Source organism: Terrimonas ginsenosidimutans (assembly GCF_022012415.1).
Lineage (GTDB): Bacteria > Bacteroidota > Bacteroidia > Chitinophagales > Chitinophagaceae > Terrimonas_A > Terrimonas_A ginsenosidimutans.
The window spans coordinates 1-15090 of record NZ_JAKLTR010000002.1 but is presented as its reverse complement, the minus strand read 5'-3'; the positions used below and the strand labels follow the sequence as shown (position 1 = coordinate 15090).

Here is a 15090-nt window from a genome sequence, read left to right as displayed (position 1 = left end):
ACCTTAAACTATTAAACTTTTAAACTTTCCTCCCCCCTCCTTCGCTAACAAACTCTTAACACTTTATTTCCTGCCTGCCTCTTTTGTATTCTGACCCTTCGAAACTATCTTTGTCACATCTCTGATGCTGCAATTCCTTAAACATACGATGTTATGGCTCACGGCGCTGTCAATATTGAACTCCAGTATTGATATCACTGAGAGCCCTTTCGCGACCCACTATGCCGGGGTTGCCGAAGAGGAATATGAAGAAATTGAAAGCATTGCCGAGTTCCTTCTGGATGAGACATTCGATCAGACCCTTCCGGATCAATCCGGAAATGATGAACAGGGTGTACTGAAAAAAAGCACCACATTCGACTTTTCATTACCAGAAAGAAAAGTCAGGGTCAACCTTGATCACAGCATGAAAAACTGCAACACGCTTACCGGCGAGAACAATCATGCTGTTCTTCCTGCCGGTCACACTACCATTGTCACTCCTCCGCCTGACCAGGCCTGATATCTCCCCCTTTTAACTATCAATTTACTGAACGGAAACTGATTTCCCCATTAGGGTAAACCGGTATGCATGACACTATTTTCCGTAGCCGTCCTGCATGAAAATATTATTACATGAAAAGATACATATCGCTGGCTGCGGCCATCGTGCTGTACTGGCCATTGCCTGCTCAAACAGATACGCTACAGGTATCGCTTGAGCAGGCCGAGCAGCTTTTCCTTCAAAAAAACCTTTTATTGTTATCCGAACGATACAATGTAGATGCAGTAAAGGCAAATGAAATACAACAAAAACTTTACGATAATCCTACCATCTCGACGGAACTTGCCGTTTACGGCAATAACCGTAAATGGTTTGACAATGGCAGGAACGGTCAGAAAGTTTTTGGTATAGACCAGGTGATCACACTCGCCGGCAAACGAAACAAACGGGTTCTGCTCGCAAAAGAACAAACCACCGAAGCGAACCATCTTTTCTATGATCTGATGAGAACGCTGAAGTATGAACTTCGTCAGAATTTCTATACAGTCGCCTATGCAGATGAACTGATCTCGCAGTACAGCGAACAGATGCGCCAGTTACAACAGATCATCAGCGCGTATGAAGTACAGGCAGCCAAAAGAAATGTACCGTTAAAAGATGCGGTACGATTGAAAGCAGAATACATTCAGCTGAGCGCAGATCGAAATGCGATCGTAATGGATGCCATCTCCGCCCGGCAGACCCTGCAATTACTGATGGATACTACCGCATTCATTTCAACGGATAAGGTCAAGCTGGAAACAAGAACCCTCCCCGACCTGCTGCAACTCGCCGCTATCGCAAAGGAGAACAGAAGCGATCTGAAAGCCCAGGAAAGCCAGCTGAAGCAGGAACAGCTGAACTATAATTACCAACGCGCTCTCGCAACACCTGATCTGACACTGGGCGCTGGATATGACCAGGACGGCAGCTATGTAAAGAATTTCTATTCCTTCCGCGCAGCAATTGATCTTCCCTTGTTCAACCGCAACCAGGGAAATATCAAAGCCGCAAAGTCAACGATCAGATCCGCAGAACTGGTTCTTCAGTATAAGCAGAGCGAAGTGGACAAACAGGTGGCCGCCAGCGTATATCGCCTCGCTGAAGCAGAGAAGGAATATAAACTCACCGAGCAAAGCTTCAATAAAGACTTCCCCGAAGTAAATAAAGCGATGATCGAAAATTTCAATAAAGGAAATGTGTCTTTGCTGGAGTTCGTCGACTTCTTTGAAAATTACAATATAGCCATCCGTCAGTTGAATCAATTACACAAACAAAGACGGCTTGCCTGGGAGGAACTGGAATATACCCTCGGCACACGCCTCTGATCCCTTCACCAACTTAAATTAAAATTGTATGAAATCAATTATATCGCCCGCTTTTCTTCTCTTGATCATGGTAGCAACATCCTGCAAACAGGAAGCCGCCAAAGAAGTAAGCAAGGGCTTTGCATTAACAGATACCATGATGAACAGGATTGGTATCGATTCAGCATCTGTCAGACCCGTGATGAACGAACTCCGTTTCTCCGGGAAGATCACTCCGCAGGACAATAAGATGGCGAACATCTTCCCTATTGTATCAGGGTATGTTACCCGCCTGAATGTATCCTTGGGCGACCATGTAAAAAAGGGAGAGGTACTCGCGGTGATCCGCAGTACAGACGTTGCAGATTTTGAGAAACAACGCCGCGATGCGGAAACAGATGTACTGGTAGCGAAGAAAAATCTTAAAGCGGCGCAGGAACTCAATGAGTCGAGGCTGAATACTGACCGCGACGTGGTTGCCGCACAGAAAGAACTGGAAACCTCACAGGCTGAACTTGACCGGGTGAATGAAGTGTTCAGCATCTATCATGTCAACAAAGGATCGTACTACAATGTCATTGCGCCTATCAGTGGGTTCATTACAGACAAAAAGATCAACCCTGATATGCAGTTGCCGCCCAACCTGGGCGAAAGCATCTTCACCATTGCACAGATCGACGAAGTATTTGTAACAGCTAATGTTTACGAGACAGATATCGCACGCCTGCAGCTGAACATGCCTGCCGAAGTGGAACTCCTCAGTTACCCCGGCAAAAAATTCACCGGCAAGATCGACAAGATCCTGAATGTTCTCGATCCCGAAACAAAAACACTCAAGATCCGGATCAAACTGCCCAACCCGGGCTATGCACTGAAACCTGAAATGGCAGCTACTGTCTATATCCGGTATGAAGACAACCAAACGATGACGTCAGTACCCGCAGAAGCAGTCGTATTTGATAAGAGCAGGAATTATCTGATGGTATTCCATCGTAAAGACAGCATCGAAACACGCGTCATTGAACCGCTGAAAACAACAGCAGGCATTACTTACATCACTGCGGGTGTCAGCTCCGGCGAAAAAGTGATCGTAAAGAATGCTTTGCTTGTATACGATGCCCTGAACGATTAAACAATGAAAGTAAATCCATAGCCCCGAATGACCATCAAATCTTTCGGGGTCTATTCGTGTCAATCGTGCTCATCAGCGCTTCATTTGCGTAAATGAGCGCTTCATTCTATCAATATGAATAAGTTTATCCGAAACATAGTAGCGTTTTCGCTCAAGAATAAATTCTTTACGTTCTTCATGACCGCCGTACTGGTGATCTCAGGGATATTCAGCTTCATCCATACACCTATTGAAGCCTTTCCTGACGTCACCAACACGCAGATCATTATCGTCACCCAATGGCCCGGCAGAAGTGCAGAAGAAGTAGAACGTTTTGTAACACGTCCCACAGAAGTAGCCATGAACAGCGTACAAAAGAAGACCAATGTACGCAGTATCACCATGTTTGGCCTGAGCGTGATGAAGATCATCTTTGAAGATGGCGTGGAGGACTTCTTCGCCCGGCAACAGGTCAACAATCTTCTTCAGAATGTTAGCTATCCCGGGGGCGTGGACCCGGAAGTGCAGCCTCCTTATGGACCAACCGGTGAGATCTTCCGTTATACGCTGCACAGCAAGCAACGTACCAGCCGTGAACTGCTGACCATGCAAAACTGGACCATCGACAGGCAGCTCCGTGCTGTTCCCGGTGTTGCCGATGTAGTGGCATTCGGCGGAGAAGAAAAAATATACGAGATCCAGGTAAATCCTACCCTTCTTCACAAATATAACATCACCCCGCTGGAAGTATTCACTGCTGTATCAAAAAGCAACCTGAACGTCGGAGGGGATGTTATCGAAAAAAATAACCAGGCTTATGTTGTAAGAGGGATCGGCCTGCTTGATAAAATCAGCGATATCGGCGATATAATCATCGATCAGAATGGCGATGCGCCTGTCCTTGTAAAACATGTTGCCGAAGTAAAGGAGAGTGCACTCCCCCGGGTTGGCCAGACAGGACTCAATGATGAAGATGATGTGGTGGAAGGTATTGTCGTAATGCGCAAGGATGAGAACCCATCCGAGGTGCTGGCAAGAGTAAAAGAAAAGATCGCGGAGATCAACCAGAATATCCTGCCTGCGGATGTAAAGATGGAGACTTTCTATGACCGGGACAATCTCATGGCATATTGTACAGACACTATTTCACATAATGTGCTCGAAGGGATCATTCTTGTAACCGCGATCGTGTTCATCTTTATGGCCGACTGGCGGACAACCGTCATCGTATCCATCATCATTCCTCTTTCATTACTTTTTGCATTCCTGTGCCTGCGCATGAAAGGAATGACCGCCAACCTGATCTCGCTCGGCGCGATCGACTTCGGGATCATCATCGATGGAGCCGTCGTCATGGTGGAAGGAATGTTTGTGGCGCTCGCTCATCTCTCGCATAAAGAAGGAATGCCCAAATTCAACAAGCTATCCAAACTGGGATTGCTCAAAAAAACGGGTGGTAGCCTTGGTAAAGCAGTCTTCTTTTCCAAACTGATCATCATCACCGCCCTGCTTCCCATCTTTACTTTCCAGAAAGTGGAAGGCAAAATGTTTTCACCTCTCGCGTGGACACTTGGATTCGCATTGCTGGGTGCGTTGATCTACACACTCACACTGGTGCCTGTTCTATGCGCGATCCTGCTCAGAAAGAATGTCCGCGAGAAGGAAAACTTCATCGTGCGTTTCTTCAACCGCAGTGTAACAAGTGCGTTCGACTGGTGTTTCCGGAACAAACGTAAAAGCCTGATCATGGCGTTCTCCTTCATGGGGATCACCTTTGTTTCTGCAAAATTCCTTGGAAGTGAATTCCTTCCTGAGTTGAACGAAGGCGCACTATGGGTCACCGCAGAATTACCCATGAGCACTTCGCTGACCGAATCAATGAAGATCACTAAAACGCTCCGCGGAAAGCTGATGAACTTCCAGGAAGTAAATGGTGTTCTTTCACAAACGGGACGAAGCAATGATGGTACTGACCCGAATGGGTTCGGCTTTGTACAATTCCAGGTAAACCTGAAGCCAGCTAAAGAGTGGGACACTAAACGGACCAAAGATCAGTTGATCGAAGCAATGGATGAACAACTCAGCCAGATCCAGGGCATCACGTTCAACTATTCTCAACCGGTAGTAGATAACGTAGCAGAAGCTGTTGCAGGGTTCAAAGCATCCAATGCGGTAAAGATCTTTGGTGATGATCTGCAAACACTCGATGAACTGGCTGACAAGGTCTATCAAAGTATCAAAGACATCCCCGGCGTAAAAGATGCGGGAGTGTTAAGAAATGTGGGACAGCCGGAGATCAGCGTATTGCTTGACGAAGCAAAGATGGCCTTGTATGGCGTATCTACAGCCGATGCACAGGCGGTGATTGAAATGGCGATCGGAGGTAAAACCGCTACTGCCAAGTATGAGGAGGAGAAGAAGTTTGACATCCGTATCCGCTATAGCCCGGAATACAGGAAAGATGAAGACGATATCATGTCGCTGATGGTCCCAACATTGAAAGGAAGCAAGATCCCGCTGAGCAATATCGCACAGCTTCGGAAAGTAACAGGTCCCGCATTCATTTATCGTGATGCCAACAAGCGCTTCATCGGAGTAAAGTTCACCGTTCGTGAACGTGATCTTGGAAGTACGATACAGGAAGCGATGGCCAAAGTGAAGGACGAGATCAAATTACCCAAAGGTTATTCGATCACATGGGCCGGGGAATTCGAGAACCAGGTAAGGGCAACCAATCAGTTAAGCCTGGTGGTACCGATCAGCCTGCTCGCGATCTTCGTGATCCTCTTCATCACATTCGGCAATGCGAAAGATGCCGGACTGATCTTACTGAACGTGCCATTCGCGCTGATCGGCGGTATACTCGCGCTTCATATCACGGGGATCAACTTCGGGATCTCTGCAGGTGTAGGTTTCATTGCATTGTTTGGAATATGTGTGCAGAATGGCGTGATCCTTATCTCGGTATTCCATGACAACCTGCGGCAAAAACTTCCGCTTGCGGCAGCTATACGGGAAGGTGTCACCTCGCGTATACGGCCCGTTGTTATGACGGCACTGATGGCCATGCTGGGACTTTTACCGGCGGCGTTATCATCCGGTATCGGATCGGAAAGTCAGAAGCCGCTGGCAGTCGCGATCATTGGCGGACTCGTCACGGCAACCATTTTGACATTGCTCGTATTCCCGATCATGTTCTGGATCTTCTATCGCAAATCGGATCAGGCGGCGAAACGACTGGCATAGAAGTATCGCAAAGAAAGCTAAGTAAACGCAAAGAGCGCAGAGGATAAAACCTTTGCGCTCTTTGCATTTACTTAGCTCTTTTTGCGATATTCTTTTACGCTATTCTAATCATCAAGTTTCAACACTGCCAAAAACGCTTCCTGCGGTACTTCCACGTTTCCGATCTGTCTCATACGTTTCTTACCCTCTTTCTGCTTTTCGAGAAGTTTACGTTTACGGCTGATATCACCACCATAACATTTTGCAGTTACATCTTTACGCATCGCGGAAATGGTTTCGCGGGCAATTACTTTGGCTCCCACTGCTGCCTGTATCGCGATCTGGAATTGCTGACGCGGCAACAACTCCTTTAGTTTTTCGCAAAGCTTGCGGCCAAAATCCTGCGCACGGCTGCGGTGGATCAGCGCACTCAGTGCATCCACTTTATCTCCGTTCAGGAGGATATCCATTTTAACGATATCACTATCGCGATAGCCAATAGGATGATAGTCAAATGAAGCGTATCCGCGGGTTTGTGATTTCAGTTTATCATAAAAGTCAAACACGATCTCTGTCAATGGCATCTCAAAGATCAACTCTACCCTTGTTGGAGTAAGATAGCTTTGATTGATCAGCAAGCCACGTTTACCAAGGCATAAGGTCATGATATTACCGATATAATCGGGCTTGGTAATGATCTGTGCTTTGATAAAAGGCTCTTCGATCGATTCGGTTTTCACCGGATCAGGGAATTCCGTCGGGTTATTCACCTGTACAGTTTCGCCTTTGGTGGTGTGTGCGATGAAGCTTACGTTCGGTACGGTAGTGATCACCGTCTGATCAAACTCACGTTCCAGGCGTTCCTGGATGATCTCCATGTGCAGCATTCCGAGAAATCCGCAACGGAAACCAAAGCCAAGCGCCTGTGATGTTTCCAGCTCGTAAGTGAGTGAAGCATCGTTCAATTGCAGTTTATCCATGCAATCACGCAGCTCTTCAAACTCATCGGTATTTACCGGGTAAATACCGGCGAATACCATTGGTTTTACTTCTTCGAAACCTTTGATCTGTTCAGGTGTCGGATTTGCGGCCAGTGTAATGGTATCACCCACTTTCACCTCTTTCGCATTTTTGATACCCGTAATAATATAGCCCACATCGCCGGCTTTTACTTCTTTTCGTTCGGTCATCTTGAGTTTCAGGATGCCGATCTCGTCTGCGCCGTACTGCTGGTCGGTAGAAACAAACTTTACAATATCATTCTTGCGGATCGTTCCATTCAGGATCCGGTAGTAAACGATGATGCCTCTGAAAGAGTTGAATACGCTGTCAAAGATGAGCGCCTGCAAAGGAGCTTCTTCATTTCCTTCAGGAGCAGGTATCCTGTTTACAATGGCATCAAGCACTTTATCAACACCAAGACCGGTACGTCCACTGGCATGAAGGATATCCTCGCGTTTGCAGCCGATGAGGTCAACGATCTGGTCTTCCACTTCTTCGATCATTGCACCATCCATATCGATCTTGTTGATCACGGGAATGATCTCCAGGTCATTTTCTATAGCGAGGTAAAGATTGCTGATCGTCTGCGCCTGGATCCCCTGGGTCGCATCTACCAGCAGCAAAGCGCCTTCGCAGGCTGCCAGCGCACGGCTCACTTCATAGCTGAAATCCACGTGTCCGGGCGTATCGATCAGGTTCAAAACATAGTCCTTATTGTCCGCATGTTTATAATTGATCTGGATCGCATGGCTTTTAATCGTAATGCCTTTCTCCCTTTCCAGGTCCATATCATCCAGCACCTGGTCCATCATATCCCTGTCGCTGATGGTATTTGTTTGTTGTAACAGCCTGTCTGCCAGGGTGGATTTGCCGTGATCGATGTGAGCAATGATGCAAAAATTGCGAATATTCTTCATGTATTGTAGTCCTGAAAGACCGCTTTAACAGGCGGATTTCAAGGGTGCAAAGGTACTACAAATTCGTGAACGCTAATCGCGAATGAACGCGAATGGCCGCGAATTTTCGCGAATACGTCGTTCAGGCATATCATCTTTTCAGGGTTTGTCCGGTGATTAGAGCTTCGCGAACCATTCATTTTCAGTTCATCCTCTACAAACCGCCTTTCCTCACCACCAGAAAAGGACCATAGATTATCCCAAAACTCGTACTATGGCTTGACCTGACCGTTTTGGCGACTGGATCAATGAATATTCTGATGTTTGTGCGCATCAGAGAGAAACCGTCCAACTGAGAACTGCATTCGTGTTCATTAGCGGCCATTCGCAGCTATTAGCGTTCATTCGCGGCCATTTGCGTTCATTCGCGTATGGCATTATGTTTGGCTATCTTCCCCATCCAATCACCCAAACACACTTTAAATGTCCCAAAAGTTTATTTATTCCGCTTCCTTTCTTGCTGTAATTGGTTTTCTCGCTTTACAGAAAAAGGAGGCAAGCTTTGAGCCTGGTACTTCTTCTGCGAAACAATTCGTTTATATAGCTGCCAGCGACACGCTGCCTGCCCCCTTCGCCACGCCATCTGTGAGAAAGAACAGCCGTGTGATCGGATGGCCAGAAGGTAAAACACCTGTGGCACCGGCTGGTTTTACCGTTACGCGGTTTGCCGACAAACTGGAAAACCCTCGCTGGATCTATGTGGCTGATAACGGGAACATCTTTGTTGCGGAATCAGGCACAGGCAGTAAAAGCGCCAACAGGATCACGTTGTTCCAGGACGCCAATAAGGACGGAGTGGCCGAAAGCCGTGATATATTTTTGTCAGATCTGAATAAACCTCTCGGCATGCTGGTCCTCAACAATCACTTCTATGTGGCAAATACTGATGGCGTGGTGATGTTTGATTATACGCCGGACATGAGATCACTAACTCCCGCCAAAGGCAAAAAGATCATCGAACTGCCTGCGGGCGGGTATAACAATCACTGGACAAGAAATATCATTACCAACCAGGCAAAAAGTAAATTGTACATCTCTGTTGGTTCGGGCAGCAATGTTGCTGAGCATGGGATCGATCATGAAAAACGCCGCGCAAATATCCTGGAGACCAATCCTGACGGGTCCGGTGAGCGCATATATGCGGCCGGTCTGCGTAATCCGGTAGGGATGGATTGGGCGCCGGGAACAAATACGCTGTGGACGGCAGTCAATGAACGCGATGGCCTCGGCGATGACCTGGTTCCGGATTATATCACGAGTGTAAAAGAAAATGGGTTTTATGGATGGCCTTATGCCTATTTCGGACAAAATGAAGATCCAAGGAGAAAAGGAGAACGCCCTGATCTTGTAAGCAAAACACTGGTGCCTGATGTACCTGTGGGGTCCCACACAGCTTCACTTGGAATAGCTTTTTATACAGGGAAGAAGTTTCCGGCGAAATATCAGAACGGGGCGTTCGTGGGTCAGCATGGGTCATGGAACAGATCTGAATTCTCGGGATATAAGGTCGTATTCGTTCCTTTTTCCAATGGAAAGCCTTCAGGCGCTCCGGAAGACTTCCTAACTGGTTTTATAGCGGATGAGAAAGAAAGCCAGGTGTATGGCAGACCAGTATGCATCGCCAACCTGGCGGATGGATCCATACTTATTACAGACGATTCCGCGGGAACGATCTGGAGAGTAGCCGCTTCAAAATAAGCAAGCATGCGTTCATAATCTTCCGGATTACTCCACACCAGATAAACAAAAACGCGGCTTCATACTGTTGAAGCCGCGTTTTTTATAAAAATCTTATTCAACTCACTTCATCCCCTCACGCTTTTTCTGTGCTTCCATGATCTCTCCCTGGTGCTGTCCGATCAAACCTTCCAGCGCTGCCGCCTTTATATCAAGAGCATGTGCGTCACTAACCAAACTCAACCATGGCTTAGGGCCATCAAACGGATAATCACCAAACACGATCACGGGTGTACCTTTAAGCACCACACTATCCGTTCCTTTCAACTTCCACTCGTCTGCCCATTTATACAAATACTGCGCATCATCTTCAAACAAACGAAGACAGGAATGCGAAGCTGGATATCCCGGCATCGCGTACTGATGCCATCCGATGCCTTCCTTATTTTCAATATTGAAATTCCATTTCAGTTCCCACTCGTCATTGAAAGTACTCGTTGTCTTCTCAGCTTTCCAATTAGTAAAGTACAGACCGGCCGGTGTGGGATCTTTCTTTCTCCCCATATTCGTTGCACCTGCATATACCAGGTTGCCATATTCATAAGCTCCGAATGTCTGAGATGGGTAAGAGAAGAAAATGATCTTGCTTATATCCTGCAGGCCTTTCACTTCAAGTGGAAATGGTTGATAAAATACGATATCGCCCGACAGATCATTTGGCAACAACACACTATCCAGTGCGGAAATATTTGCCAGATCTGCGCGGTTTGCCGTCATCACGATCTTTTGCTGCTGCGCATTCAAACTATCCTTTTGCTTGCGGAACCATTGCTTAGCCGCCACTTTCTGATAGCTGATCTCCTGCGATGGTTTTTTCCATTGTGGTGCCGGCGGACGTTGAACTTTTTTCTCTTCGGGAACGGCTTCTTTCTGCTCCGGTTCACGGCATTGTGTGAAAAATAAAAGGGTAACTAAAATAACAGATGAAATACGGATCAACTTCATAATCTACGTTTTAGCCCTTATAAAGGTAATTTTCATGCCAAGGACCTTCCTTGCTGGCATACATGTTGGCGCTCTGTTCATAAAAAGACCATGATACGCAAACTAAAGTCTGGTGAGTACCGCATCTACTCAAGAAAGAAAAATCCAAAGACAAATAAACGCCGGAACCTCGGCACATTTCCGAGCCTGGAAGCCGCCAGGAAACATGAAAGGGAGATTCAGTATTTTAAGCATCATTGAAAGAGAAGTTTTGAAATAAAGCTTAATAGTTCAGCTAAAGAGAAAGTGAGCTGAAGTTTTTTGCACTTTACAGCCTTGCAGATCCGGGATGGCATGCTTTTTCATTTCTATCCTGTAAACGTTATTATGAAGAATTGGTTACGCACACTCATCGCCGGATATGCAGGTTACAAATGGGGAGGCGGATGCCTCGGTTTCATCGTTGTGTTCGCAATTGTGTATTGGTTGCTCGGACACTGTTGAAATTACTCCCCGGAAAGGGGATTTATTTGATTTTAAACTGACAGATCAGGCGGTGAAGAATATTTTTTGTTTCACCATCCGGTAAAATTATATAAATCCCCTGTCCCCTATTTCCAGCCTGTTTTTTTACTATTCACAACACACCCCCATTTTCATTTTTCTGCAGTTGGACTCCGGCGAAATGGCATCCTGACGGTTGGTAACCAAAACCGATAACTTTCTTTTTTTCAACGATAGTATATTGCAGAACAATTTCTGAATATGCTTACCCAAACCGCAGCAACGCTCGAAGCCCTCCTATTACTCCACATAGGAACGCTTAGAACACTTTCAACGGAAGAACTGTTATTCAAACCGTCTGCTGCAAAATGGAGCAAACTTCAGATCATCGGTCACCTTGCAGATTCAGCACAGAATAATATCCGGCGGTTCATAGTGGCTCAGTATGAGGAGAATCCATTCATCGTTTACAACCAGGACAAATGGGTGGAAGCTGTGGGTTACCAGGGGCTTCCACCTGCAGATGTAATTGATCTTTGGTTCCTGCTCAATAAACAGATCGTCCAGATCCTGCGCAGGATCAACAGCGATGCGTACCATCGTGTATGCACCACGGGCGAACCACATACCCTGGAATGGCTCGCGGCAGACTATGTCAAACACCTGAAGTATCATCTTCACCAGGTACTCGATCTCGAACCTTTTCCTTATCCCTGAATTATTGTCTGGAAAAACCGATTTTCGCAGTATGAAAACGATCGGACTTATCGGTGGCATCACCTGGCTTTCTTCCGTTGAATATTATCGCCTCCTGAATACGCTCGTAAATCAGGAACTCGGAGGCGTATCTTCCGCAAAGATCATCCTGCATTCCGTTGATTTCGCGGAGATCAAGTCGCTCACCGAGGCGGGACGCTGGGACCGTATCCTTGAACTCATGACAGATGCGGCAAAAAAACTCGAAGCTGCGGGTGCCGGCTGCATTTTACTCGGCGCTAATACGATGCACAAACTGGCAGATGACCTGCAGGCATCGATCAATATCCCATTGTTACATATCGCAGACGAAACGGGCGAACAGATCAGACAGGATGGCCTGCAAACAGTTGCGCTTCTTGGCACGAAGTACACCATGCAACTGCCATTTTACAGTGAAATACTGTCTGCATACGACATCACCACCATCATTCCCGGGCAGGATGATATCGATTATATCAACAACGCTATTTACACCGAAATGGGAAAAGGAATATTTCTTCCCGAAACAAAGCGAAAATTCCTTGACATCATCCATCAGCTGGCGGATCGTGGTGCGCAGGGAGTGATCCTCGGCTGCACCGAGATCCCCTTATTGCTGCAACAAAAAGACACAGAGGTTAAGTTGTACGATACTACGTTGATCCATTCCAAAGCAGCCGTTCGCTTTGCCCTGGGGAAAAATTTACAGGGAGATTAATGATTCTTACAGAAGAATATCCTTTACCTGCCACCAGAAATTGTCAAGGGCCAGCATCCTTGGTTTCAGAAAAGAGATCATGGCTGGCCAATCCGCTTTATTGAAAATATTCACTCCATCTATGGAGATACCTATCCGGCTGAAAACACGCCCATCTTCATCCAGCCTGTCTTCCTCCCATACCCATCCCTCACCCGCTTCCTCTTCCAACATGCCCCTCATTTGCACCAACCTGGCAAAATAATCCTTCCTGACCGACTCATCCACCTGCCTCAACTCGATCCCTATCGAAGCTTTTTTATTATCCGCATCCATGCGAAAATAAATATGCTTTACACCTGTCTTGTAATTCAGCCAGTTCACCGGCTCACCTTCTGCTCCCAATAACGGCCGCATATACAAACCCAAACTTGTCCAAAACTCCTTTCGCATTAACGATGCTTCCTGCTTTCCATACATTCTTCAAATTTAAGGCAAGAGTTTAACGAGGAGAAGAGGCTAACAGAAATCTCTCCCTACCCACTTAGCCCAAAAAAGCCGTCTCACAGGAGACGGCTTCAAGATTTTTTATTCCGGGCGACTTTTTAAGACTTACAACAGCAACAGGTACAAGGTAAAGGCAGTAGCAAAAAGTACGTAACGGAATACTCTGGTAACTAAACTGGTTTTTGTCATACCATTGGAATTTGTCACAAAGTACAATGCTCACCTGTTTGCCGCAATAGTAGATTAACAAGGAAATATACCGGGGAGAAAATCAGCTTGCCATCAAAAACACGTTCCAACGAATTGTTTTTCAATTGAAAATAAATAATAACACTTACGGAAAAACACGAAATCCCTGACCTTTCGAACCGTGTATATTTATCTTACTGTTGAAAAGATCACCGGAAGTTTTGTGCATCATCAAGCCTGCTAAGTACACTCATCCGGTTAGTCCCTCAGTTCGTCACACAGAAACGACGTCCCTTCATAAGTTGCTCTGAAGAGAATCTTCTTCCTGTTACATTTGCACGTCATGCTGAAAGCAACCGCACTAACTTATCGCAACGCATACAGTGGTTTATCAAGATCAACCTGGCTTCTGTCGCTCGTAATGCTGATCAATCGCAGCGGAACGATGGTGGTACCGTTTATGACCTTATATCTGACCAGCCCGGAAATGGGTTACAGCATCGGCAAAGCAGGCTATGTACTGGGATTATTTGGCCTCGGTGCATTTACAGGTGCCTGGTGCGGCGGGAAGCTTACGGACAGGATCGGGCATTATCCGGTGCAGCTCATCACGCTTATTGGCGGAGGCATCCTTTTCATTATACTTGGTCAGCTAAGGACCTTTCCACTGATCTGTGTATTTACCTTCCTGGTAAGTTTTGTTGGCGAAGCGTTCAGGCCTGCCAATTCAACGGCGATCGCGTTTTACAGCAAACCGGAGAACCGCACCCGTTCCTATGCGCTGAACAGGCTTGCTATCAATGTAGGCTGGGCACTTGGCAGCGCGCTGGGAGGTGTGCTTGCGAAGATCAATTACGAATTGCTGTTCTGGGTTGATGGGTTTACCAATATCAGTGCCGCTGTTCTTCTCTGGCTCGCCTTGAAACCTTCCGTTCAAACGGCAGACAGCTCAAAAAAGGAAGAGGTCAGACCACTGATAGCTGCTTATCGCGACAAGACCTACATCTTGTTCATTCTGATCACGATGTTGTTTGCCGCTTGTTTCTTCCAGATCTTCACCAATCTGCCGGTATTTTTCCGCGAGGAATTGCATTTATCTGAACCCGGGATCGGTTTTCTGATGGCCTTTAACGGTATTATTATCGCCCTGGTTGAAATGGTGCTTGTTTATAAGCTCGAGGGAAAACGTAATATCATGTACTATATCGCGGCAGGTGTCTCCCTGGTAAGCATCGCTTTCTGGTTATTGAATATTCCCGGGCCGCCGATGCTCATCGCCTTCCTCATGATCCTCGTTATCACCTTCGGAGAGATCCTTTCCATGCCTTTCATGAACGCCTACTGGATCTCACGTACACACCCCACCAACCGCGGCCAGTACGCAGCGCTGTATACCATGGCCTGGGCTGCGGCACAAACCCTTGGACCAATGAGTGGAGCCCAGTTGGCCGGATACGCCGGGTTTAATACGCTGTGGTGGGTCGTTGGTGGCCTTGCTGCCGCAGCAGCCGGTGGCTTTTACCTTATCCGCCACCGATCATGAGGGTTAACTAGAACCGTTATACATCCAGTTGAAAAACATCGAAAAAACTGCGTCGGCAGATCTCAAACGGAATGCATCAGCCAAGGAAATCTTTCGAATCTCCGGAACCTTCAACAATTAAGCCTTT

Annotated in this window: 11 protein-coding genes; 8 read left to right on the top strand and 3 right to left on the bottom strand. The window is 46.7% G+C overall.

Translation table 11 applies throughout. The annotated features are described in order from the left end of the window. Positions 1 to 148: 148 nt before the first annotated feature. From LZZ85_RS02815 to LZZ85_RS02800, 4 genes are all read left to right on the top strand, one after another. A complete protein-coding gene (locus LZZ85_RS02815) occupies positions 149 to 502 on the top strand; it encodes a hypothetical protein (protein ID WP_237868417.1) in 354 nt (117 codons plus the stop codon). 113 nt (positions 503 to 615) lie between these two features. After that, positions 616 to 1851, top strand: a complete 1236-nt coding sequence (locus tag LZZ85_RS02810; RefSeq protein WP_237868416.1) for a TolC family protein — start codon at positions 616 to 618, stop codon at positions 1849 to 1851. Positions 1852 to 1879: 28 nt separating this feature from the next. Beyond that, a complete protein-coding gene (locus tag LZZ85_RS02805) occupies positions 1880 to 2962 on the top strand; it encodes an efflux RND transporter periplasmic adaptor subunit (RefSeq protein ID WP_237868415.1) in 1083 nt (360 codons plus the stop codon). A 114-nt stretch (positions 2963 to 3076) separates the two neighbouring features. Next, positions 3077 to 6187 carry an efflux RND transporter permease subunit gene (locus LZZ85_RS02800; RefSeq protein ID WP_237868414.1) on the top strand — a complete coding sequence of 1037 codons (3111 nt, stop codon included), beginning with the start codon at positions 3077 to 3079 and terminating at the stop codon, positions 6185 to 6187. Between the two features lie 104 nt (positions 6188 to 6291). Here LZZ85_RS02800 and lepA read toward each other — a convergent pair whose 3' ends face one another. Beyond that, entirely contained in the window at positions 6292 to 8085 is a 1794-nt protein-coding gene (gene lepA / locus LZZ85_RS02795) for a translation elongation factor 4 (RefSeq protein ID WP_237868413.1), read from the bottom strand. 462 nt (positions 8086 to 8547) lie between these two features. On the opposite strand from lepA, the gene LZZ85_RS02790 reads away from it, so the two are divergent. Next, a complete protein-coding gene (locus LZZ85_RS02790; protein WP_237868412.1) occupies positions 8548 to 9822 on the top strand; it encodes a PQQ-dependent sugar dehydrogenase in 1275 nt (424 codons plus the stop codon). 102 nt (positions 9823 to 9924) lie between these two features. On the opposite strand, the gene LZZ85_RS02785 is transcribed toward LZZ85_RS02790, so the two are convergent. After that, the gene (locus LZZ85_RS02785) at positions 9925 to 10806 is read right to left on the bottom strand and encodes a L,D-transpeptidase (protein ID WP_237868411.1); all 882 of its coding nucleotides are present in this window, start codon (positions 10804 to 10806) and stop codon (positions 9925 to 9927) included. 744 nt (positions 10807 to 11550) lie between these two features. Here LZZ85_RS02785 and LZZ85_RS02780 point away from each other — a divergent pair. Then, entirely contained in the window at positions 11551 to 12006 is a 456-nt protein-coding gene (locus tag LZZ85_RS02780) for a DinB family protein (RefSeq protein ID WP_237868410.1), read from the top strand. Between the two features lie 31 nt (positions 12007 to 12037). Continuing rightward, complete coding sequence (locus tag LZZ85_RS02775; RefSeq protein WP_237868409.1) at positions 12038 to 12745, top strand: aspartate/glutamate racemase family protein; 708 nt, start codon at positions 12038 to 12040, stop codon at positions 12743 to 12745. 6 nt (positions 12746 to 12751) lie between these two features. Here the strand turns inward: LZZ85_RS02775 and LZZ85_RS02770 are convergent, their stop codons facing one another. Further along, entirely contained in the window at positions 12752 to 13204 is a 453-nt protein-coding gene (locus tag LZZ85_RS02770; RefSeq protein WP_237868408.1) for a DUF4268 domain-containing protein, read from the bottom strand. 559 nt (positions 13205 to 13763) lie between these two features. Between LZZ85_RS02770 and LZZ85_RS02765 the strand changes: the two genes are divergently transcribed. After that, positions 13764 to 14963, top strand: coding sequence for an MFS transporter (locus tag LZZ85_RS02765; RefSeq protein ID WP_237868407.1), 1200 nt, complete (start codon positions 13764 to 13766; stop codon positions 14961 to 14963). Positions 14964 to 15090 lie beyond the last annotated feature (127 nt).